General features: G+C 55.1%; 25 protein-coding genes. 12 read left to right on the forward strand and 13 right to left on the reverse strand.

From position 1 onward, the window contains the following. Window positions 1-13: 13 nt before the first annotated feature. Window positions 14-112 carry a pyrroloquinoline quinone precursor peptide PqqA gene (gene pqqA / locus BVC71_RS13200; protein WP_086452159.1) on the reverse strand — a complete coding sequence of 33 codons (99 nt, stop codon included), beginning with the start codon at window positions 110-112 and terminating at the stop codon, window positions 14-16. A 113-nt stretch (window positions 113-225) separates the two neighbouring features. Next, a complete protein-coding gene (locus BVC71_RS13205) occupies window positions 226-1,218 on the reverse strand; it encodes a LacI family DNA-binding transcriptional regulator (RefSeq protein ID WP_086452160.1) in 993 nt (330 codons plus the stop codon). Window positions 1,219-1,417: 199 nt separating this feature from the next. Here BVC71_RS13205 and BVC71_RS13210 point away from each other — a divergent pair, with 199 nt between their 5' ends. From BVC71_RS13210 to BVC71_RS13230, 5 genes are all read left to right on the forward strand, one after another. Further along, window positions 1,418-2,719: an extracellular solute-binding protein gene (locus tag BVC71_RS13210; RefSeq protein ID WP_086452161.1), complete on the forward strand. Its 1,302-nt coding sequence runs from the start codon at window positions 1,418-1,420 to the stop codon at window positions 2,717-2,719. A 67-nt stretch (window positions 2,720-2,786) separates the two neighbouring features. Next, window positions 2,787-3,668 carry an ABC transporter permease subunit gene (locus tag BVC71_RS13215; protein ID WP_086452162.1) on the forward strand — a complete coding sequence of 294 codons (882 nt, stop codon included), beginning with the start codon at window positions 2,787-2,789 and terminating at the stop codon, window positions 3,666-3,668. Window positions 3,669-3,676: 8 nt separating this feature from the next. Further along, a complete protein-coding gene (locus BVC71_RS13220) occupies window positions 3,677-4,528 on the forward strand; it encodes an ABC transporter permease subunit (RefSeq protein ID WP_086452163.1) in 852 nt (283 codons plus the stop codon). 10 nt (window positions 4,529-4,538) lie between these two features. After that, the gene (locus BVC71_RS13225) at window positions 4,539-5,576 is read left to right on the forward strand and encodes an ABC transporter ATP-binding protein (protein ID WP_086452164.1); all 1,038 of its coding nucleotides are present in this window, start codon (window positions 4,539-4,541) and stop codon (window positions 5,574-5,576) included. Further along, window positions 5,573-6,571, forward strand: a complete 999-nt coding sequence (locus BVC71_RS13230; protein WP_086452165.1) for an endonuclease/exonuclease/phosphatase family protein — start codon at window positions 5,573-5,575, stop codon at window positions 6,569-6,571. The genes BVC71_RS13225 and BVC71_RS13230 overlap by 4 nt, the downstream gene beginning before the upstream one ends. Before the next feature lie 60 nt (window positions 6,572-6,631). Here BVC71_RS13230 and BVC71_RS13235 read toward each other — a convergent pair whose 3' ends face one another. The 3 genes from BVC71_RS13235 to BVC71_RS13245 all read right to left on the reverse strand — a co-directional run bounded on the left by BVC71_RS13235 (window position 6,632) and on the right by BVC71_RS13245 (window position 8,544). Further along, on the reverse strand, window positions 6,632-6,979 hold the full coding sequence (locus BVC71_RS13235) for a DoxX family protein (RefSeq protein ID WP_086452166.1): 348 nt from the start codon (window positions 6,977-6,979) through the stop codon (window positions 6,632-6,634). Beyond that, the gene (gene msrB, locus BVC71_RS13240) at window positions 6,976-7,443 is read right to left on the reverse strand and encodes a peptide-methionine (R)-S-oxide reductase MsrB (protein ID WP_086452167.1); all 468 of its coding nucleotides are present in this window, start codon (window positions 7,441-7,443) and stop codon (window positions 6,976-6,978) included. The genes BVC71_RS13235 and msrB overlap by 4 nt, the downstream gene beginning before the upstream one ends. Window positions 7,444-7,689: 246 nt before the next feature. Then, window positions 7,690-8,544 (reverse strand): DUF4394 domain-containing protein, encoded by an 855-nt coding sequence (locus BVC71_RS13245; RefSeq protein WP_086452276.1) that lies wholly within the window; start codon window positions 8,542-8,544, stop codon window positions 7,690-7,692. A 117-nt stretch (window positions 8,545-8,661) separates the two neighbouring features. Between BVC71_RS13245 and BVC71_RS13250 the strand changes: the two genes are divergently transcribed. Together BVC71_RS13250 and BVC71_RS13255 are read left to right on the forward strand one after the other, a co-directional pair. Continuing rightward, on the forward strand, window positions 8,662-9,234 hold the full coding sequence (locus tag BVC71_RS13250) for a sigma-70 family RNA polymerase sigma factor (RefSeq protein ID WP_086452168.1): 573 nt from the start codon (window positions 8,662-8,664) through the stop codon (window positions 9,232-9,234). After that, window positions 9,231-9,920 (forward strand): anti-sigma factor, encoded by a 690-nt coding sequence (locus BVC71_RS13255; RefSeq protein WP_086452169.1) that lies wholly within the window; start codon window positions 9,231-9,233, stop codon window positions 9,918-9,920. The genes BVC71_RS13250 and BVC71_RS13255 overlap by 4 nt, the downstream gene beginning before the upstream one ends. 295 nt (window positions 9,921-10,215) lie before the next feature. Here the strand turns inward: BVC71_RS13255 and BVC71_RS13260 are convergent, their stop codons facing one another. The 5 genes from BVC71_RS13260 to BVC71_RS13280 all read right to left on the reverse strand — a co-directional run bounded on the left by BVC71_RS13260 (window position 10,216) and on the right by BVC71_RS13280 (window position 15,901). Then, complete coding sequence (locus BVC71_RS13260; protein WP_086452277.1) at window positions 10,216-10,842, reverse strand: LysE family translocator; 627 nt, start codon at window positions 10,840-10,842, stop codon at window positions 10,216-10,218. Window positions 10,843-11,272: 430 nt separating this feature from the next. Continuing rightward, window positions 11,273-11,860: a hypothetical protein gene (locus tag BVC71_RS13265; RefSeq protein ID WP_086452170.1), complete on the reverse strand. Its 588-nt coding sequence runs from the start codon at window positions 11,858-11,860 to the stop codon at window positions 11,273-11,275. A gap of 4 nt (window positions 11,861-11,864) precedes the next feature. Next, the gene (locus BVC71_RS13270; protein ID WP_086452171.1) at window positions 11,865-14,105 is read right to left on the reverse strand and encodes a DUF1963 domain-containing protein; all 2,241 of its coding nucleotides are present in this window, start codon (window positions 14,103-14,105) and stop codon (window positions 11,865-11,867) included. 498 nt (window positions 14,106-14,603) lie between these two features. After that, window positions 14,604-15,305 (reverse strand): glutathione S-transferase family protein, encoded by a 702-nt coding sequence (locus BVC71_RS13275; RefSeq protein WP_086452172.1) that lies wholly within the window; start codon window positions 15,303-15,305, stop codon window positions 14,604-14,606. After that, window positions 15,302-15,901 (reverse strand): NAD(P)H-dependent oxidoreductase, encoded by a 600-nt coding sequence (locus tag BVC71_RS13280; RefSeq protein WP_086452278.1) that lies wholly within the window; start codon window positions 15,899-15,901, stop codon window positions 15,302-15,304. The genes BVC71_RS13275 and BVC71_RS13280 overlap by 4 nt, the downstream gene beginning before the upstream one ends. On the opposite strand from BVC71_RS13280, the gene BVC71_RS13285 reads away from it, so the two are divergent. Then, window positions 15,900-16,412, forward strand: a complete 513-nt coding sequence (locus tag BVC71_RS13285; protein ID WP_240516861.1) for a winged helix-turn-helix transcriptional regulator — start codon at window positions 15,900-15,902, stop codon at window positions 16,410-16,412. The two genes, BVC71_RS13280 and BVC71_RS13285, sit on opposite strands and share 2 nt — an antisense overlap. 178 nt (window positions 16,413-16,590) lie before the next feature. Here BVC71_RS13285 and BVC71_RS13290 read toward each other — a convergent pair whose 3' ends face one another. Continuing rightward, window positions 16,591-17,007: a MerR family transcriptional regulator gene (locus BVC71_RS13290; protein ID WP_086452280.1), complete on the reverse strand. Its 417-nt coding sequence runs from the start codon at window positions 17,005-17,007 to the stop codon at window positions 16,591-16,593. Window positions 17,008-17,079: 72 nt separating this feature from the next. Between BVC71_RS13290 and BVC71_RS13295 the strand changes: the two genes are divergently transcribed. Further along, window positions 17,080-17,715: a cation efflux transmembrane domain-containing protein gene (locus tag BVC71_RS13295; RefSeq protein WP_086452173.1), complete on the forward strand. Its 636-nt coding sequence runs from the start codon at window positions 17,080-17,082 to the stop codon at window positions 17,713-17,715. Further along, on the forward strand, window positions 17,715-18,263 hold the full coding sequence (locus BVC71_RS13300; protein ID WP_086452174.1) for a methyltransferase family protein: 549 nt from the start codon (window positions 17,715-17,717) through the stop codon (window positions 18,261-18,263). Before BVC71_RS13295 ends, BVC71_RS13300 begins: the two co-directional genes overlap by 1 nt. Window positions 18,264-18,663: 400 nt before the next feature. Here BVC71_RS13300 and BVC71_RS13305 read toward each other — a convergent pair whose 3' ends face one another. Beyond that, window positions 18,664-19,599: an endonuclease domain-containing protein gene (locus tag BVC71_RS13305; RefSeq protein ID WP_205905980.1), complete on the reverse strand. Its 936-nt coding sequence runs from the start codon at window positions 19,597-19,599 to the stop codon at window positions 18,664-18,666. Between the two features lie 324 nt (window positions 19,600-19,923). After that, complete coding sequence (locus BVC71_RS15475) at window positions 19,924-20,076, reverse strand: hypothetical protein (protein WP_165767774.1); 153 nt, start codon at window positions 20,074-20,076, stop codon at window positions 19,924-19,926. On the opposite strand from BVC71_RS15475, the gene BVC71_RS13310 reads away from it, so the two are divergent. Together BVC71_RS13310 and BVC71_RS13315 are read left to right on the forward strand one after the other, a co-directional pair. Then, window positions 20,075-20,707 carry a tyrosine-type recombinase/integrase gene (locus tag BVC71_RS13310; protein WP_086452175.1) on the forward strand — a complete coding sequence of 211 codons (633 nt, stop codon included), beginning with the start codon at window positions 20,075-20,077 and terminating at the stop codon, window positions 20,705-20,707. The genes BVC71_RS15475 and BVC71_RS13310 overlap by 2 nt on opposite strands. 169 nt (window positions 20,708-20,876) lie before the next feature. Continuing rightward, window positions 20,877-21,440, forward strand: a complete 564-nt coding sequence (locus BVC71_RS13315) for a DUF429 domain-containing protein (protein WP_086452176.1) — start codon at window positions 20,877-20,879, stop codon at window positions 21,438-21,440. Window positions 21,441-21,481 lie beyond the last annotated feature (41 nt).

Here is a 21,481-nt window from a genome sequence, read left to right on the forward strand (position 1 = left end):
GCGCTTTGCGTTCTTAGAACAGTGGAAAATCGTCTTCGCCCGCGTCAGGGCCGTACATGTTGATTTCCATACCGCATTCGATTTCTTTCAGAACGGGTTTTGCCCAAGCCATGATATTCTACTCCCAAAGCTTTGATCACTTGCGCCACCTTTATCAGCGATGGGGTTTGGCCGTGTCACTAAGACAATGGTCGGTGGAGGGGGCGCGCTAACGGACGACCCGCCCTAATGCGTGGATCGAAAAACCATTTCAGCATCCAGCCAAATGGTTTCGCTGGGGCGGTCTGGATTGGCCTGCCGCGCCAATAGCAGGCCGATCGTCCCCGCGACCAAAGGTTCGATCGGATTGCGCATCGTCGTCAGGTCAAGGTTGGGCCAAGAGGCCATCGAAATATCGTCAAATCCAGTCACGGCGATATCGTCAGGCACCGCAACGCCGATTTCCTGTAGGTACATCAGCGCCCCAATCGCCATGGCATCATTCGCGCAGATCAGCGCATCGACGTCCGCGAAATTCGGGACCGCCTGCATCGCATCATACCCGCCCATAACCGAATAATCCCCGTATAGCCGCTGGGCAGGGTCGATCCCTTGCGCCGAAAGCGCGGATTGAAACCCGCCGTACCGTTGGCCTGTTGACCAAAACGCGTCTGGGCCAGACAGATAGGCGAATTTCCTGCGCCCCTGATCGATCAGGTGCTGCGTCATCTGCTCCATCGCATCATGATTGCGGACGCAAATGTTATCGACGTTCGGGCCTTCGACGATGCGCCCCGATGAAATGACGGGAATGCCGAGTTTTAAACAGGACGACACGACATCGGCGTCTAAGCTGCCTGATCGTAAAATCATGGCCTCGAGCGGATAGCGCAGAACGTTCTGAATGGCAAATTTTGCCGTGTCCCCTGCCCCGCCGATTACAATTGGCCATTTGCCCGCAGCGTTCAGGCCATTGACCAGCGCGGCGGCGACCTCTTTGTCGTAATGGTTGGGCATTTCACCGACAAAGATAGCGACAAGGTTGGACCCTGCCCCCTGCAAACTGGCGGCCAGCGCGTTGGGACGATACCCTAGTTGGTCTGCCGCCGACAGGATGCGCCGTTTCTTTTCCGCATCCAAATATGCGCCTTCGGTGAACGCCCGCGACACTGCTGATCGGGACACATTTGCCAGTTTTGCAACATCGGCGGCGGTGACCCTCCGTTTTTGACCAGTCATAAAAAAATGCGCCCCATGTCATTTTGACGTTACACAACGTCGCTATGTGAACACGTGTGCAGATGGTGTGCAAGTGGAATCAAAAGCGCCGCAGCCATCTGGCGAAACGCTGGCCGAACATCGGTCAGATCATGCCACCGCGTCCAATTTAGGGGCGTTGTCTAACCCAAGGCCAAACGGCTTTGATTGGAGAATGAGAATGAAACATTTGTCTTTTGTTTCGGCTGCCGCCCTTGCGCTGGTTGCCAACACTGCTTTCGCTGAAACTGAAATTACTTGGTGGCACGCGATGGGCGGTAAACTGGGTGACACGGTCAACCAGATCGCTGCTGATTTCAACGCAAGCCAAGAAGATTACACCATCACCCCAGTATTCAAAGGTTCTTACGAAGAGACCCTGACCGCTGGTATCGCTGCGTTTCGTGCGGACGAACAGCCGAACATTATGCAAGTGTTTGACGCAGGCGCTGCGACCGTGATCGGCGCAAAAGGCGCAACTGTTCCGGTTCAGGACCTGCTAGAAGCAAACGGTGTTGATTTCGATATTAACGACTACATCTCGGGCGTGCGTTATTTCTATGCAGACGCAGACGGCAAGATGATCGGTATGCCGTTCAACTCGTCCTCGCCTATCATGTATTTCAACGTTGATGCGCTGGCCGCTGCTGGTGTTGAAGCCCCGAAAACATGGGAAGAGTTCGAAACCGTAACCGCGCCTGCACTGGTTGCGGCTGGCTACATCCCGCTGGCAGAATCTCATTCGCCTTGGATCTTCGTCGAAAACTTTATGTCGCGTCACAACCTGCCGTTTGCAACGAACGACAATGGTTACACGAGCGCTGAAACGCAGATCCTTGTCAATTCGGACGAGCTGAAAATGCACTGGACCAACGTCAAAGAGTGGCTGGATGAAGGTTACTTTGGTTGGTACGGCGCGTCGTGGGACGATAATCAGACTCCGTTCGAAGAAGGCAATGTTGCTATCTGGCTTGGATCATCGGGATCGTTCGGCGGCCTAATGCAAAAAGACCTGCCATTCGAATTTTCGGCGACGTATCTGCCGTATTGGGAATCCATCACCACCGAACCAACCCAAACCTTTATCGGTGGCGCATCGCTGTTTGCGATGGCTGGTCAGTCGGATGAGGAAAACGCAGCAACCGCGGCATTCTTTGAATACCTCACCTCGCCCGAGGTGCAGTACATGTGGCACAGCGAAACCGGCTATGTGCCGATCACCACTGCCGCGTATGAACTGGCCAAAGAAGACGGTCACTATGATCGCTTCCCAGCAGCAGAGGTTGGCATCCAACAGCTGTCACTGGCATCGGGCGAAAACACCAAAGGCTACCGCATGGGTTTCTACGTCCAAATCCGTGACGTGATGAACCGCGAATTCGGCCGCATCCTGACCGGCGAAACATCCGTAGACGACGCATTCGCCACCATCGAAACCGAAGCGAACGAACTCCTGTCCCGCTTTGCGATGACCCAAGGCTAATCAATTAGCGCAGACAATTCTGGCGGCTGCAGATTTGCGGCCGCCAGTCCATATTTCAGGGGGTTTCATGAAACGCGCAGGATTTTCGATACGGTGGCTGCCGATCCTTTTACTGCTACCGCAGCTGTCCATCATTCTTATCTTTTTCTACTGGCCAGCCGCCCATGCGGTGCGATCGTCCTTTTTCCTTCAGGACCCATTCGGATTTGGCGAAACATTCGTCGGGCTAAAGAATTACACATCGCTGTTGAAATCATCTGCCTATCTGCGATCTGCGCAATTCACTGTCATCTTTACCCTGATGGTCACGGCCCTTTCGCTGTCGCTTGCCCTGCTATTGGCGGTCAAAGCGGACAAAGTGATCAAGGGCGCAAAAACCTACCGCACATTTTTGATGTGGGTCTATGCCGTGGCGCCGCCTGTTGCGGGTGTCATCGGGCTTGTCCTGTTTGACCAATCTTGGGGCCCGCTCAAAGAATTCTTTGGCCTGTTCGGATGGGATTTCCGACTGGGAGTGGACTATTTCGATACCGCCTTTGCGATGGTTGTGATTTCGGTCTGGAAACAGTTGCCCGTGAATTTCATTTTCTTTCTGTCAGGCCTGCAATCCATCCCCAAATCGGTGCGAGAGGCCGCGTTGATCGACAACCGCTCTGCCTCAGGTCGGTTTTGGGACGTGACCTTTCCCCTGCTCGCTCCGACCGCGTTTTTCCTGCTGATCATCAACATCACCTACGCGCTGTTCGATACCTTTGGCATCATCGACACAGTGGTCAAAGGCGAACCCAGCAATAACCCCATGACGCTGGTGTACCGCGTCTACGTAGACGGTTTTCGCGGCAATGATCTGGGCGGGTCGTCGGCGCAGTCTGTTGTGCTGATGGTGCTGGTCCTTGCACTGACCGTTTTCCAGTTCCGCATGGTGGAACGCCGCATCCATTACACCTGAGGACCACGATGAAACGTATCAAACTAGAAACCATTGTGGACCATTCGGTCCTGATTATCGGATCATTGATTATGATCCTTCCAGTGGCGATGCTGCTGCAAATGGCGTCGACGCCTGACATCGAAACCATGCGCAACGGCCCCGGTCTGGTGTTCGGCGATCAGATCCCCGCAAACTTTGAAAAAGCGATGTTCGAAGCGTCGGGCTTTAGCGGCGAAAACACGGGCCTGCGGATGCTGTATAATTCGTTGATCCTTGGGCTGGGGTTCGCGATTGGCAAAATAGTCATCGGGATGATGGCCGCCTATGCGATCGTTTATTTCCGCCTGAAATTCGCGACATTGGCGTTCTGGATCATCTTTACGACGCTGTTATTGCCGCTAGAGGTGCGCATTTTGCCATCCTATGAAATCGTCCAGAAACTGGGGATGCTGAACACGTACCAGGGGCTGATAATTCCGCTGATCGCGTCGGCCACCGCCACGTTCTTTTTCCGCCAATTTTTCCGTTCTGTTCCAGAAGAGTTGATCGAAGCCGCCCGCATCGATGGCGCTGGCCCGATCAAATTCTTTGTCGACATTTTGGTGCCCCTATCGCGCACCATGATCGCCGCGATGTTCATCATCATGTTCGTCTATGGGTGGAACCAATACCTATGGCCGACCATGATCACCACGGACGAAGGCATGTTCACCCTCGTGCGCGGGATCAAACAGATCACGCAAACACTCGAAGGTACAAACCTGCCCGAATACGGCAAGTCTAACATCCTTCAGATCATCGCGATCCTTCCGCCCGTCCTCATCGTCATTTTTTTCCAGAGCTGGTTCGTAAAGGGCCTGACGGAATCCGATAAGTAAGGAAATCACCATGGCTCAGGTTACTCTGAACACTCTTCGCAAGGTTTACCCAAACGGGTTCGAAGCCGTAAAACCCGCCAGTTTTACCATTGAAAAGGGCGAATTTGTCGTGCTGGTCGGCCCGTCTGGCTGCGGCAAATCCACCATGCTGCGCATGATTGCCGGGCTAGAGGACATAACCCAAGGCGACCTGCAAATCGGCGACCGCATCGTCAATGACGTCGACCCCGCCGACCGCGATATCGCGATGGTTTTCCAGAACTACGCGCTGTATCCGCATATGACCGTGCGCAAAAACATCGGCTACGGATTGAAAAACCGAAAGATCGCAAAAGACGTGATCGATCAAAAAGTCACCGATGCGGCCAACCTGCTGAACTTGAACGATTATCTGGATCGCAAACCGTCACAATTATCTGGCGGCCAACGTCAACGCGTCGCAATGGGCCGTGCGATCGTCCGTGACCCATCGCTGTTTTTATTCGACGAACCGCTATCGAACCTAGATGCAAAACTGCGCAATCAAATGCGGATCGAAATCAAGGCTTTGCAACGTCGGCTGGGCGTGACATCCGTTTATGTGACCCACGATCAGGTTGAAGCCATGACAATGGCCGACCGTATTATTGTCATGAACGGCGGCGAAATCGAACAGATCGGTACCCCAGCGCAGGTGTATCATTCCCCCGCCTCTACCTTTGTTGCGTCGTTTATGGGCGCGCCGCCAATGAATTTGCTAGATGCGTTGGTGGCGGAAAACGCGGCTATGATCGGCGGTCAAACAATTGCGCAATTCGCAGGTCACGGCCCCGTGACATTAGGCATCCGCCCCGAAGACATCCTGCCCGACCCAAACGGTGATTTTGAAATCAACGTCACCTTGATCGAAGAACTGGGCGCGCATCGCATCCTGCACGCAACATGGGCAGGCCAAACGATCATGGTCAGCGTCGCCAAAGACGTCACCGCAGAAACAGGAACCATGCACGTGGCAATAAAATCTGATGCTTTGTCATTTTTTGACGCGCAAACGGGCCGACGCCTATGATCACCGAAACTGTCACTGACCTGCCCCTTGTGTCGGCGGACCTACGGGCGCAAATCCTGTCGGCGCCGCGCACATCGGATGCCCACCGCGAGCTGTTTGAAAAAACTGACGCGATGCATTTTGTGCAAACTGGCGGCTCGGCGAATTCTGCGGTGCTGTCAAGCCCCGTGACGATCTCGGCGTGGAACGTCGAACGGTGTTTGTTCCCCACGGAAACAGCCGACAAACTGCGCAGCCAAGGAGCCGACATTGTCCTACTGTCAGAAGTCGACCACGGCATGGCCCGCACCGGTCAAAGCCACACCACAGCCGAGGTCGCCGCGCAGTTGGGCATGGCCTATATTTATGGTGTAGAGTTCTTTGAACTTGGCCTAGGTAGCCCCACAGAACGCGAATTCTGCAAAGATACGGAAAACGCGCGAGGCTGGCACGGTAACGCAATCCTTTCGTCCGTTCCGTTTAACCGTGTCGCTATGATCCGTCTGTGCGATCATGGCCATTGGTTTTCAACTGAATTTGGCGCTGATTTAGAACAACCGCGCATAGGCGGGCGAATGGCTCTGCTGGCCGAGGTGGATACAGAACAGGGGCCCATTTGCGTTGTCTCCACCCATCTAGAAAGCAATTCTAACGAAACGCACCGCGCCGCACAGTTTGACATTCTGATGGACGCGGTCGACGACTTTGCCCCCGATCTGCCTGTCGTAATTGGTGGAGACCTAAACACAGGTAACCACATGCCACCTGATTTCGACTGGAAAACCGAGACGCTTTTTCAGAACGCGCAAACCAATGGCTATCACTGGGATGGCACCGCCGACGGCATGACCACCCGCCCCAGTCTTATCACCCGCCACCCAGACCGCACGATGAAACTCGATTGGTTTGCATGCCGTGGCCTAAGCATTGCATCGCCACGCATCATACCTTCTGTAAACCAAGGCGTTCCTCTGTCAGATCACGACTTAATCGTGATGGAGTGTGCCCGACAATGAAATCGGCCCAGAGTCGACATTCGGGAGGGTCTGGGCAACTGGAACTGCAGTATTTTATCGCTAACGATCGGATGATGCGGCGAGGATCAGGCATCCCCCCGCTATCGCCCAGTTCTTGATCATGATCGACATTTGCCATGGGTCGGACGGCACGAAATGAAAAACGCTGGTTGCGACACAATACAATGCAAGCGCCCGACCGATTGGTTTGAGGAACTTACCTGCAATCAAAAGAACAGCGGCCAGAGCGTTAAATATTAGGGCGGGCCAGATCAACCATTCGGGCAGCCCTGCCCCTGCCAACAACGATTGTGCAGGCAGAGGATCCAGCGCCTTTTGTACAGCGCCTGCGACGAACAAAAGCGAGAGTAAGACCCGCCCAACGACAAATTCATACGACCGCGTCATGCGGCGGGTACGAAAATCAAGCTGAGTCCGTTCAGGCAATGCCGTTCTCCGGTTGGTTGCGGCCCGTCATCGAAAATATGGCCAAAGTGACCACCGCAACGACGGCAGTGCACTTCTGTCCGGACTTGAAAAACGAATTTTCGATCCTCTTTGGTGCCAATCGCGCTGGGCAAGCTTTCGTAGAAACTCGGCCATCCTGTACCGCTGTCGTATTTCGCATCAGCGCTATAAACGGGCAGTTCACAGCCGCGACAGTGATAGGTCCCCATCCGCTTCTCTTCATTCAACGGACTGGTATTCGGGCGCTCGGTTTCTTCTTCGCGAAGAACCATATATTCATTCTCACTCAATAGCTCACGCCATTCAGCCTCGGTTCGACAGATTTCAAAACCGCACTCTTCTGCATACGATGGGCGGGCCACCAAAGCGGCACCTGTGGCCAAAAGAAAGGCTCTGCGTTGCATGTTTCACCTCCTTGATTTCATGCTTCCTCCGCGCAAATCGCGGGATTTAAAGGAGCCACGGAACAGACATTGGGAAAGTTTCAGGCCATCAAGATTATTTTTTGATCAAATACCTAGATCGTGACCACTAAGTGCGCCGAGCTTCGCAAGAAAGATGGATAGTCTCCTAAAGACACAAAATACGCCCCGACCATTGGATCGGGGCGCATTCATATGTTTATAACTCACAGTGTGGACTGCCAGATTTTACATGCCTTTCGACGCTGCAAACCCTGTGAAACCGCCCATACCAAGATCGCTAAGCATCATGAGTTCACCTGTCGAAAGATCGACAGAGTACAGACCTGCAGTGCTATCGCCGTCCATCTGAAGGATGGCAAATGCGTGGTCCATGCCCTCTTCTGGGGAAACAATGTCAAACCCACCCCAGTCAACCACATCCACCGCTTCGCCATCGATGGTCAGATAACCAACCGAGGCCAGCTCACCCGCGTTGTTGGCCAGCGTGACCAGCGCATTTGCACGCGCATCAATCGCATATTGTGCGGTCGAAGACGCCGTCATGCCGTCGATTGCATTGGTGTAGGCGTTTGCAAAGATCAGCGGATCGGCGCCTTCGCTCATGTCACCTTCGGCATAGAAGGTATCAGTGAAACGGCGTACAGAGTTTGCCCGCTCATCACCATCACCAAAGCCATCTGGGAAATAGACAAGGTTCGCACCATCCGCACCCACGGCCCGCACGGCGTCGATCTGGTTGTTAAAGTCGAAAGCGACTGCACCTTCGCCAATCATCGCGTCATCCATGAACATCGCGCCTAGATCGGTCAGATCGCCCGTCAACGGGTTTACTTCGTAGATCATGCCATCCGCATAACCCAGCAGCTGACCTGTCACCGGACGATAGGCGATAGCGCGCAAAGGCATGTCCAGATCATAGGTCATTACTTCGCCTGGGTTGGCGATATCGGCCATGGTCACCAGCGTCTTGCCGTCTTCGGCAAGCGCATAGCCCGAGGTGCCTGCGTGCTGCATAGCAAGGGCTGGCATGGCGGCGGTTAGGGCGACAGATGTTGTCAGGGCAAGTTTAAAGGTTTTCATTATACGTTCTTTCCTATCTATTAGCTCGCGTTGAGCCGTCTTTTGCGGATCAATCGTCCCTAACCACGGGACCATCGCGTCAAAAGTTTCAGCGCTGCAAAAATTTTTTGAGGACATATGGCCGAAGACCCCACAAAATCGCAGACCAAGGAGCCCTTGGAACGGATCGAGGCTCTGATTGCGCGGGTCACATTGGATGATCGGTCGGCGCTGTCTGAACTATATGATCTCACTCAAGCGAAACTTTTCGCTGTCTCGCTGCGTGTCTTGGGCGAACGCCAAGCGGCAGAGGACGCCATGCACGACACATATGTCAAAATCTGGAAGAACGCGGACCGTTACCAAGTGACGGGCCATTCGCCGATGACGTGGCTCATTACCATCGCGCGCAATACAGCGATTGACCGCCTTAGGGCGCGGCGCAGCCATGCGGATGTCGGGGCCTACTCGGAAACATTGGGGTCTTCTGCCCCAACGCCGGAACAGTCCACGCTCGTCGCATCAGATGCAAAGCGCATTGTGCAATGCCTCGACACGCTACCGAGCAATCGCCGTGCGGCGATCACCGGTGCCTATCTTGACGGGCGCAGCTATGCCGAACTGGCCGACGCCGCGAAAGTACCGCTGAACACCATGCGCACGTGGCTACGGCGCGGATTAAGCGCACTCAGGGAGTGTATGGAACAATGAGCAAGGTACATGAAGACGATATGCTGGCAGCTGAACTGGCCCTCGGATTGCTCGAAGGTGACGCCCTGACAGAGGCGCAGAGGCGTACAGTAACCGACCCAGAATTTACTAAACGTATGCATGGGTGGGAGGCACACCTAGCGAACATGGCGGATTTACCGCCCGTGAATGCCCCCGCTTCGGTCAAACGCGCACTGATGACCGACTTGTTCCCGGACGCCGTGAAACCGCCGCTTTGGCAACGCATCGGGATTTGGCAGGCCCTAACAGGCGGGGCCTTAGCTGCCGCGCTACTGTTTGCGCTTATGGTGTTCCCGATGCAGCAACCGCAAAGCACAGGCCCACTCTATACCGCTGAAATTGCCTCTGAGATCGGCGATTTCCGTGTGGTGGCCGTTGTCGATAAAACCCGAGAAGAGGTCATCCTGACCCGCACCATCGGCGCCGCGCCTGAAGGACGGATCCTGCAAGTCTGGGCGCATGGACCAAATGAACCTGCACAGTCGGTCGGACTATGGCCCGAAGGCGAAACGGTCCGTCTTGCTCTGCCGGCAGAAATTGCCGCCGTGCGCGGCACGCTGACCTTGGGCGTGTCCGAAGAACCTATTGGCGGCTCGCCCACAGGATCACCGACGGGGCGTGTTTTCGGCACTGTCGATATCCCGAATGTGCAAAATGCGATTTGATTGAGCATGTAACCCGCGGTTCGTGGGGCGCGACCCTTCGGAACGTATCGGTTAATTTCAATCGACAGTGACGGCGCAAACCTGCCATCTTGGCCTTTTCCTGTCTGGTACGCTGGCCAATAAAAGTGTCGGACATGGCCTCAGCTGAAACATTTCCCCGAGTGAGCACTATTGAGGTAAAATCCAATCCGTCATTTCATGACCTGACCGACGGCTCCAGTTCTGTGTCAAAATTCCAAAAGCTTCGGCAAATGACAGCACGTCTCGCTGTTTAAAGCCGCCCGAAGTGTTTTAATCACGAACGGCGGATCGTAGCGGTTGCGACCCCCATTAACATCAGCGCGCCGCCTCCTATCCTAGACAAAAAGGGCAGCACGGATGGATGAACGATTTTCTGGCGCAACTTGTCTGCAAGCAGCGCATAGACCAAAGCATTGATCGCTGCGAAGCCAACAAAGGTCACAACTAGCAACCCGAACTGAGGTGCCAAAGCTGTGTTCGGATTGATGAACTGCGGGACGAAAGCAATGAAGAATAAAATGGACTTTGGATTAAGAGCTGTGACCGCTGCAGAATGAACAAAGACCTTGCGGGGGGATGTCACGGGCGCATCGTCCAGCATTCCTAAAGAAGCACTCGGCGCGCTTCGAAACAGCTTGAACCCGAGGTAAACAAGATAGATCGCCCCTACCCATTTCAAAAGAATGAACAGCTTTGACGACGCGAGAACCAATGCGCCTAGTCCTGCCAAAGATGCGGACATGGCAAGCAGATCTCCTACCGCGACCCCTGCAACGGTCGCCAGTGCAACCCGGCGGCCTTGACTAATGGCATAACTTAAAATCAAAAGTACGGTCGGCCCGGGTATCAACAGCAAAGCGATTGAAGAGGACGCGAACGCGAGCCAGACGTGAAGTTCCATAATCTCACCTCCCAACATATTGGTGTCTGTTGAGACAGCTATAGATATCAGATCAAGTAAAGCACTTTTATCGAAGAGCGGGCATTAAGCTTCACAGCAGCCATCTATGATCAACGCGGCCCATTGCTGCTCGTTTTAGCGTTGGCCAACGCTGCGGTGCAGCTTTCCCACCGCAGACATTAAAATTTTGTGCGGCACGGTCTATTACGTGAGTTTCTGCAACGCGGAGGCAGATGTTCTCGTCCTAAGAAAACCCGCGTCCGCTGTCGGCGCTGCGAGCACATGTTTGGTTCTACTCAAATTTACAGAACGAACGATCATGTGCCTCGCCTAGCTGATGAACTGGCGCCTATTCTTCAAATCCAATATGGGCCCCACCGTAGTGTTCCTGATAACAAATTGGCGGACTCGGAACACCGCCACGGACTGTTTAAATTGGCAGCAAGTGACACAGGTCCTCCAACCGCTTTGCGACCGCCTCATGGCGGCCTGCGTTCAGGTGATCGGATGTCCAAAACAGGCTCTGGTGTGTGAACTCTAGCAATGGTTCGATCCCACCAAACTCATTCTTTCCCACTAACCACCGCAAGAGCCCAGTTTTCGGCGCGAGGTCGCCGTTCGCCTCACGGGCGGTGAACTCAGCCAACATATGCGGCACCAGCTTTTCGAGGCGCTTGGTAATGCCGGGCGCACCGCCAAGACGCTTGGCCCTCTGCAAGGATTGAGGGTAGCGAAACGCGTGAACGAGTTCCGGTTCCAACTGCCGCTGCACAGCTTCAAACACCAACTGTTCGGCATCTGCTAGCGTGTATTTGTGCTTACGTGATGCGCCAAAGATCGCGCCATGGGATGACATACCCAAACCGGAGATCCCGAGATCGCGGACTGCCAATGCGTTCAGCGCCAGCAGCGTGTCGAAAAGCCTTCCTCGCCGCGCCTCGAAACTCCGGATCAATGCTTGCTCCAATAGATGTAGGGAATAGTCGGCTATCACCAGTCGTCCAAGTTTCTTTGTCATAGCGTCACCATCCAATTTGGGCCCTGACCCTGTCGAACCGGCACCCCGCAAGGTCCTCAGGCGAAATCCATATCTGCAACGCGCTGCCTTGGCCCCAAAGCGTCGTTAGCCCATAGTCGGTGGCGATGCTCAATAGCAGGATATCTTCGGACTCAACGTCCCCGGGGTCTTTTGGCCCGAACAGGACGTGCGGGGTCGGTTTGCGCCGTTCAGACCGGAACTCGGTGCTGCTGCGGTCATACCGCAACTGGTTTGCCGCGAGCGACCGGATGTCGGCAGGGATGTCGTCTGCGTTATCGTCATGCAGCGTGAAATGGCGCGTGGCACGCAGCGGGGGCGTGGCAAGCGGTTCAAGCGTTGTGAAAAACGCATCATGCAGAACGAAACGCCAGTCTCTCTCTGCGCGCGTTTCTTGGTCTGTTTCAATCGGCAATGTGGCACCTGCTGCATCTAGCCTAACCAGCCAAGCGCGGTATTCTTCGGCGACGTCTTGGGGGATACGGCCCAACGGGTTTTCCTGCATGACCCGCGCTGCCCAAGCGCGCACATCGCTGTCTAGTTCACTGCCCCACAACGCCTCGCGGGCCCGAGCTGCCTGTTCATCTCTTTCGTCGATGTCCTCGGGGCATATCAAAAAGCGATATTGCTCAAAGTAGCTTACCATGCATTCTTGAATGTCGCTCCATCTCCACGGAAAGCTTGGTGGCACCAATTGCACGCCGTTTTCCAATTTATACCTGTGGTCGGAAATTGTCTTGCTAAGTGCCGCGGTCCAGTTAGGCAGGAAGTCAATGATCGCGCTGACCATGTTTTCGGCCAAAGGATCCTCTGGTAAAGCCCGCTCTAGGGCCGCTCTTTCCAACTCCTCCAATTCTTTACTGTATTCAGCGCTTTCGACGCCGACATATTGAACCATTTCAAAAGGCAAGCGCGGTTCCCAGTTGGGGGCTTGAATCGGTACATCCGTTTCGGGTGGTTTACGGCCATAGTCCCGACGGAAAATGCCCAGCGAAGTACGGTGAAATCCCTCGTCGCGCAATGGCGCAAGTGTTGCTGGCGGCTCGACGAAAGGAAGATGCGATACGGTGTCGGGCGTGTAGATCAAGCGCACGGCCCCTTCGTAGAGGCCATCGGTAAGAGCATCTACGAACAGGAAAAACGTGCCTTCTTTGGGAAGTTCGGGAAGGGCCAGACCATCGACCAAAGCGGGCAGAGTGGCACAGTCCAACTGCATCAGGAAATGCAAAGGCTGCCCTTCGCTGTTGCAAGGCCATTCCAGCGATGTCGGCAGCTGTGGCCAACCGCAGAATTGATTTGCCGTCGTTGGCTCACCCGGCACAAGAGGTTTCAGGATCAGTCCGGCGCGTTGCGTCACGTTCGCCATAAGATCGGCCAGCTCAGGCTTAGGCGGTTTGGCAAACCAGCGTCCGGCGTGGTTCACCTTGTCAAAGCGCGCTTGGTGTTTGTCAAAGTCGCGGGCGCGTAAATCCTGGCGCGACACGACGAATTGCGTCACGTGGCTGTCCGAAATCAAATCAAGGTTGCATCCTGCCCCATGCGCCAGTTGAAACAGCAACACGTCGTTTTCCCCGCCGCGCGCCTGTGCAAAATCATAGGCCTTTCGGGCAAGTGCAGGCGAATTTTTGCGAAAACGGTGAAGTTTCAGCCGTTCTAGGTCTCGCTTGCTGGGCGCATAACCAAGCATTTGCAGCGGACGGATACCATCCTCTGCAGTGGTTTCAGATGGCACAACATTCAAGGCGTCATACAACGGCTTTGGGTCGGCATCCGGGTGCGAGTCAATACAGGTAAATGTCAATCGAACCGGCGCGAAATACCCTGCTTGCGCCGTAGCTGAGTAAGCTTTGGGTTGTTTGCTCAGCAAGCGGGCCAAAATGCCCTTCGGTTCCGGTTTGGGTTTGATCTTTAGTTTGACTGATTGCTGGGCATAGGAATATTCGCCCAAGGGCGGCGTTTCTGCTGGGTGCTCAACCGGTTTCGACCCAGGCTTTCGCGCGTAGATGATCTTGGACGCGCCGTCGTCCTCGCCAAGCGAGGGCGCGCCGCGCTGGTCATAGTTTCCGGTGATGAACAACCAGAGCATCCCTTCCGCCGGAAAATCAGGATCGATCTGCGGGACCTCGGCGCAATCGATTTGCAGCACGTGATGCATCGGACGCCCAGCAGCATCCATTGGCCAGGGTATATTAGAAGGAAGATCGGGATGACCGCCAAAGCGAGACATGTGCTTGGTGCAGGTCTCCGATGGGGTCGGCACCAAAACAACAGCTGGGTGGATCAAATGAATTCTCCATGAACAAACTTGTACTTTAATATCGCAGGATCAATGGCTTGGGATTTTGTTGAATTTGCGAAACAATTGAGGCCTCAATCAGGAGTTGCACCACCATAGGTATGTTCATGAGGTGGGTTTGACCGCGCTTTCAGCGTGATCGGAGAATATATTGAACCGGTCGACTTTGCCCAAACAAAAGCAAATACCTACCTCGTGACCGTCGATACTTCATATCTGTTTTTCCGAGACACCGCCCCCCGTTGTTGCCAGGACCGGACGTTAATCCCAGCTGTAGCGGAAGTTGGCACTGACGGCCCATTCCCGACCTTCAAACACAGTTCAGCTGTCGCATCGCAGCCCCTGAAAGCAGGCATAGCCCCGAGCCTAAAGTTTCCCGGAAAAGTGACGCGCTGTCCGGACCACCCCCAGTAACAGCGCGTCAGGTGTTTAGCGGAACCTGGCTGCGTTCTCTGCAGCCGCGGCATCCGTGTCGCCCTGACCGAAAGCAGACGGTCGCGGCTCCGGCAGTTGCAGCGCCTCTTGGACCCGTGGCATGGCGTCAATGCGGTCGAACCATGCTTGCAGGTTCGGCAATCCGTCGACGCTTACCGTGGCCCAGAAGTAGCTGCGCGCCCAGGGATAGGTCGCGATATCCGCGATGGACATTGCATCACCCACCAGCCAGTCGCGCCCGGCAAGCCGCGTATCCAGCACTTCCAGCAGGCGGCGGCTCTCGGTCACGTAGCGGTCGATGGCATAGGGCACCTCGTCGCCATTCGGCTTGGCGATCCGTTGGAAAAACATCGCCTGGCCCATCATCGGGCCGATGCCACCCATCTGGAACATCAGCCATTGCAGCGTCTCCGATCGCTCTTTGGGGTCGTGACTGAGAAACCGATCGTATTTCTCGGCGAGATACCACAGGATCGCGCCGCTCTCGAATACTGCGAAGTCATCAGCTCCGCGATCCACGATGGTTGGGATGCGCCCGTTCGGGTTCAGGCGCATGTAATCGGGCGCTTTCTGCTCCTTCTTGCCGAAGTCGATCGGCACCAGTTCGTAGTCGATCTGCGCTTCGTGCAGGAAGATCAGAGGCTTCCAGCCGTTCATGGTGTTGGCGGTATAGAGAACGATATCAGGCCGCGTCATTGGCGAGCACCCCCAAAGGTCGTGGCAAGATGGGCGTCGAACCGGGCGAGGTCGGAGGCCACGTAGGGGTTTTTCATCACGTCGAAGGCCCCAAAGGTCGGCAGCGGCGTCATGCCAAAGAACCTGGCGTTCAGATGGACCGGCCGCAGGAGGTCATCCAGAGACATGCCCCCGAAGAACGGCTCTGCCGGGTCGTCGAAAGCCTCAGACGGGGCGTTCAACGTGGCTGAGATCATGTAACGCGTGCCGGCCAGCTTGCCGCCCATGCCGTAATTCGCTTTCGGTGCGGCGGCGCTGCGTCCGTCGCCATTGCTGAGCTGACCGCCCATACCGACCGTATAGACCTCATCCATGTATTTCTTGAAGGACCACGGCACGCCCATCCAGTTCACCGGGAACTGTAAGACGACCACGTCCGCCCACAGGTGGCTGTCCACCTCGGCCTGCACATCATAACCGGCTGCGACAGTGGTCAGGCGGACCTCGTGCCCCTGGGTTTCGAGTGTAGCTTTGGCGCGCTCCGCGAGCGTTTTGTTGAGTTTACCGGGGGCAAATTCATAAGGCTGCGCGCCGTTTAGTATGTGGATCTTGCTCATGTCGTCTCTTTCATCGTTGCTGCGCCCGCTTGACTTCGGCGGGGTCTGGGATGAAATGACCATGGTGGGAAGTAAAAACAACCAGTATACTTTTTGTAACCTAATACGGCGCGGATCAGCGGAGCGTAAAACGATGGATGCAAAGATCGAAATAGACGGTGCTGGCCGACGGAGCGCGGCCAATGCTTGCACCGAACCCTGCGCAATCGAGCGCGGGATGCGGATCGTCGGAGGCAAATGGACCGGCTCCATCCTCTGGCACGTCAAGGATGGGCCGGTGCGCTTCAACGACCTCGCCCGAATGATCGGCGGCGCATCGAAGAAGATGATCACGGAACGCTTGCGGCAACTCGAAGACCAAGGGTTGGTCAGGCGTGAGGTGTGTGACACCGCCCCGATCACCATCGTCTACGAAATCACTGATTTCGGGCGAACAGCCTTGGGTTTCTTGGATGAGCTGCGGAAGTGGAGTGAGGGGCTTCCGAAGAGTTTGACCGCTGAAAAACGATAACCTGTCGAGAGCGCGACCGGCCCCTACCTGACATTCGCCAAGCTCGCTCCGCTACAGCGCGGCTTCTCCAAAGCGGCCATTAGTGGCATCGTTCAGCAAGGTGTGGTACGCCAAGGTCAGCAGTGCGGGACTTTCCTGCCGTTCGTTCTCGACAGTCCAATGTCCGCATTCACGGTTGCTAATGTTCGCGGTCGCACAAATTGTGGTCAGCTAGCGACGCTAACACGTAGCAGTCCCCGGAAACGCCCTCACCGTTGCAGCCCTTCGATATCCGGCTGAGTTCTTTTTCAAGCGCTCGGAGGCGTTTGATCTTCGCGCGAACCTCTTCAAGTTGAGAGGTTGCGATGTCCGTCGCAGCCTCGCACGACCGGTCTGGATGATCCTGCAAGTCGATGAGCGAAGAAATGGCTTCAATTGAAAACCCAAGATCACGCGCATGGCGAATAAAGCTAAGTCGCTCTAACCCGGCCTTGTCGTATCGCCTTTGATTGCCGGACGTGCGCTCTGCTTCGGGCAATAACCCCATTTCCTCGTAATACCGGATAGTCGGAACCTTGACCTTTGTGCGCTTTGAAAGCTCGCCGATAGAATACATGAAGAACCCCCTTGAATCTCTAGTCACTAGAGACATTACAGTATGAGTAACCAAAAATGAAAGAGGATTCCCATGGCTGGTTGCTGCGGACATGACGCCAAGTTTGACGGCGTTTCAGACGATTATAAAAGACGGCTTTGGATCGTTATAGCGCTCAATGCGACGATGTTTTTTGTCGAGATGACAGCAGGTCATCTTGCCAAGTCTCAAGCGCTGCAAGCTGACGCTCTCGACTTTGCAGGCGATGCGCTGACCTATGGTATTTCGCTTGCGGTCATCGGGGCCTCGCTTCGCGCACGGACGAATGCGGCATTGTTCAAAGGCGTCAGCCTTCTCATGATGGGTCTTTGGGTGTTCGGATCAACGGCCTATCGGGTCTTCTATGTTGGCGTCCCAACCGCAGAGATCATGGGTATCGTCGGTTTTCTTGCACTGCTCACCAATCTGGCAAGCGTATTGCTGCTGGTCCGTTACAAGGACGGTGATTCCAATGTCCGATCGGTCTGGTTGTGTTCGCGCAATGACGCGATTGGGAACTTGGCCGTGATGTTTGCGGCCCTTGGTGTGTGGGGCACGTCAACAGGTTGGCCTGACCTGATCGTGGCAACCATCATGGCTGTATTGTTTCTGTCATCGGCCTTTCAAATTGTGCGCCAAGCTTTGGAAGAGCGACGGGGCATCACCGACCATGAGCATGTGGAAGTTTGATGCAAGCAGTCTTGATCGTCGTCGGCCTCGTGATGGCGGCAGGAACCCTAGCCGCGATACTTTGGTCCATTGCTTACCCTGAGCGCCGTCTTTGGCCGCAGCAGCGCTATACCAAGGCGACCCCCGTTCTCGTCTGGATGCCGACGTTAACGCTGTTCGGTATTCTGATCGTCCTTGGGATCATGAATTGGGGGAGCCTGCCAATCCCGACTTGGTTACGGTTCGGTGCTGGCATTCCTCTGATTCTGGTTGGCAACGTCATCGTGTGGTCAGAGGTTGCGCAGTTCGGGATTGCCCAGACAGGCGGCACGAAAGGGTCGCTTCGAACGGGCGGCATGTATCGCTTCTCCCGCAATCCACAATATGTCGCCGATATTGCCTTGATTGCCGGCTGGATCGTGCTTTGTGCGTCGACTGGAGCAGCGCTTATTGGTTTTGCCGGAATAGCCGTTCTAATCGCTGCGCCGTTCGCGGAAGAACCATGGCTCCAAGCGCAATATGGGTCCGTGTTTGAAGACTACAGGGCAACGGTCAGGCGGTTCTTTTAGACAAATGGCCAATCAATAAAGCAGACCTTCGCCATGGTGCGGCATCTTGGTAGGTCTGGGCTCAACCCAGACCTTCGCTGCGTCACCACAATCCTGCCCAACGGCCTCAATCCGACCGACACGAACGGCCCAAAGCCGCCGTTGGCCAGATGTCCAAGCGCTGCGATGCGGCTTCCCCGAAGCAGACCTTCGACACATTCTACAGCATTTTTGCTTGCTAAAGGTCAGCTGTGCGGACGAAGCGGACTCTCAAAATGAGAATTCTAGTGGCCGCATCCAACCCGCTTTGTTCTGCCTTTTTGGGGGGCGATGTCAGCAACGCCGAATGTGCAACCCGAGCTAGAAAATCCACAAAAGCGAGACGTCAAGTATCTAGCGATTGTGGGGTTTCTCGCGTATTTTAGCGCTTTTCGTCAAACTCTGCCGAAATCTGTTCGTATATTTTTGCTAATTCGGGGTCGGCATCCAATTCTTCTTGAAGGCGATTCATTCTTTCGTCAGCTTCCTGAGCGACGCGCTTGCGATCTTCTTCAATCCATTTTTCCGCGCGCTCATTGAACTGCCTTAGCTCCGCATTGATGTTGTCCATGCCAGCGGTGAAGCTGTTGAGACCATTTTCCACGGAGGCCGCGAGTCCGGACATGCTGAATTTTGACCTATTCGTTTGTGCCTTATGTTTTGCAATCATTCCATCCGCCCTTTGCGCGCGGATGACGCGCGTCTTCGCCTTGCGGGCCAGCCAGCCTGAGCGCGTTTGGCGAACCAACTTAATGGCATCATCGGGCTTGTAGAGTGTTACTTTTGCAGGAATGCGCAGGATTTCATATCCTTTCGCCGCAAGCGCTTTGTCTCGTTCGGCATCGCGCTCGATGGCTTCGGGCGAGGAGTGCCATTGTGCGCCATCAACCTCGACAATCAGGCCATCGTCGATCAGGAAGTCGGGGCGGTAATTCATGGCCGGTACCTGCATCTGCAAGGTCAGCCCGCCGCCGCGCAAGAGGCCCTTTTCAGGCGTGAGATTGAAGGCTTCGACCATAGCGTCGAGAAAGGCGACTTCCGCAGGAGATTCGCAATGGTGCCGGAAATATCGGTGCCAGTTCTCGTCGTTTGCGGTCAGCGTTTCCAGCTTGCTGGGGGGACCGGGTTCATCTTCGTCTTGCGGCCTGATCCATGCGGTGACGCCCCAAATCACCACGAGTTGCAAGAGGATGAGTGGGGACGCGAACACGTAGGCAAAGGTGAAGGCGGTCCAGCCGAATGCGGCCCAGAAAAGCCAATCGGGCTTGTTGTACGCGGCCCCAAAAATCCGTGCCACGACCAGAGATGCGGCGATCATTGCCTGAAATCCAATTACTGCCAGTGAAAGCACAAAAGTCCCCAATGCTATCGGCTGCATATTTGGTTCAGCTTCAATGGCTTTGTGTCATTTTTAAGAAGAACAGCGGGTTATGTTCGGTCACAGCCCAATAACGCGAGAGCACTATCGCCCAATCAAGTCGCGCTGATGCCTCGATTGCAAAGGCCATACTGAAATAGGTCCACTCTATCGAGTATTTCTGTTGGTTGACGGGGAGCGGATCGGGCCGTTGTCGCTCACGATTTCCAAGCCCTGACCCGAAAAGGCAAGCGACAGACGCTTTTCTCAATGGCAAGGTCCGCTTTACTGCGCATCGACGACATTAAAACACAGCGCAGTATTCGCGACTTTGGGCTCAAACCCACCATCAGCTGCCGCGCGGCATTTTATGGTATGATGCGATGTCAGCATCGTGTTGTCGATGGGGAGGGCGTGGCGGATCGGAGGATCCGTCATGGAAATACCAAACTTACCCGCCATTCGCGCACGTCGTCCCGCTTGGAATAAGGGCCGCATCGTCGGCCAGAAGAGACCGCTTAAGCCGAAACACGTTTGGGCGATCCGGGTCAGGCTTGAACTAGCGGAAAACCATCGGGATCTGGCGCTGTTCAATCTAGCGATAGATAGTAAGTTGCGCGGCTGCGACCTGGTCAAGATGAAGGTCATCGACATCATGACAGCGGGCCAGATCAAGGAACGGGCTTCCGTGCTTCAAAGCAAGACGAAGAAGCCGGTGCGGTTCGAGATGTCGGAGGGCACGCGTAGCTCTCTCGAACGATGGATGCGAGAGCCTCTGATGATTGGCTCCGAGCACCTGTGGCCTGGCCGCTTTCACGAACGGCTACATATCTCGACCCGCCAATACGCGCGGATCGTCCGCAACTGGGTGACGTCGATTGGACTGGAAGCTAGCGCTTATGGCACACACTCAATGCGGCGCACAAAAGTGACGCAGATCTACAAGAAGACCGGCAACCTGCGTGCAGTCCAGCTCCTGCTCGGCCACACCAAGATGGATAGCACCGTGAGATATCTTGGAGTCGAGCTCGAAGATGCGTTGACACTCGCCGAGACCATAGAAATCTGACCCGTTGGGCCGTCGTGACTGACGGCCCTAAGCAGCCTGTCAATGATAGGAATCGAGCTCCGGCACCGCATCAAAAACCTGACGTTCAGCCGCTCGCACATCGACTTCGCTCAAGGGAAGGTAGAAGATTATGCAAACGATCAAATTGCTTCAATTATAAGGCTTTGTTATGACGTTGTTTCTTGGTTACGATCCGGGCGGAAAAGGCAAAAACGGTGTAGCAGCCATTCAGGTAATCTCTGGCGAACCTGAGGTGGTAGCCAAAGATACCGTTCGCGATGCTGCCGAGGCACTGTCTTGGTTTGAGGACCATGCAAGAACAGCAGTTGCACTCGGCATTGATACCCTATTGGCCTGGTCACCAAAGGGAGGGCGGGCCTGCGATGATGCACTACGACGGAAATATGGCGGCAATTCGGTTGTTGCTCAGAACTCCTTATACAGCTCTATGACCCCAAATGGTGCGATTGTGGCAAAGCGGCTCGGATTGCCCGTCTACGAAAGCCACCCCAAGCTGTTGCTCCGCGTGTCCGGCGAGCATGCGATCTACGAGATCTATAAAAACGCAGTGTCCGCCACGGGAGCCGACCATGAGGGGGATGCTATCGTGGCGGCGTGGTGTGCGGCTATGGGGCATAATCGCATATGGGCAGTCGATCTCTATGTGGACGTTGAGGACGACATAGAACTTGTGGTGCCGGAAGCTCGCTACCCTTGGTTTGAGGCGGTCTGATGCAAGTCATCCAACAGGATCAGTAGGCAAGCACGCGAGAT

Origin of the sequence: Marivivens niveibacter (assembly GCF_002150005.2) — a bacterium.
GTDB classification, from domain to species: domain Bacteria; phylum Pseudomonadota; class Alphaproteobacteria; order Rhodobacterales; family Rhodobacteraceae; genus Marivivens; species Marivivens niveibacter.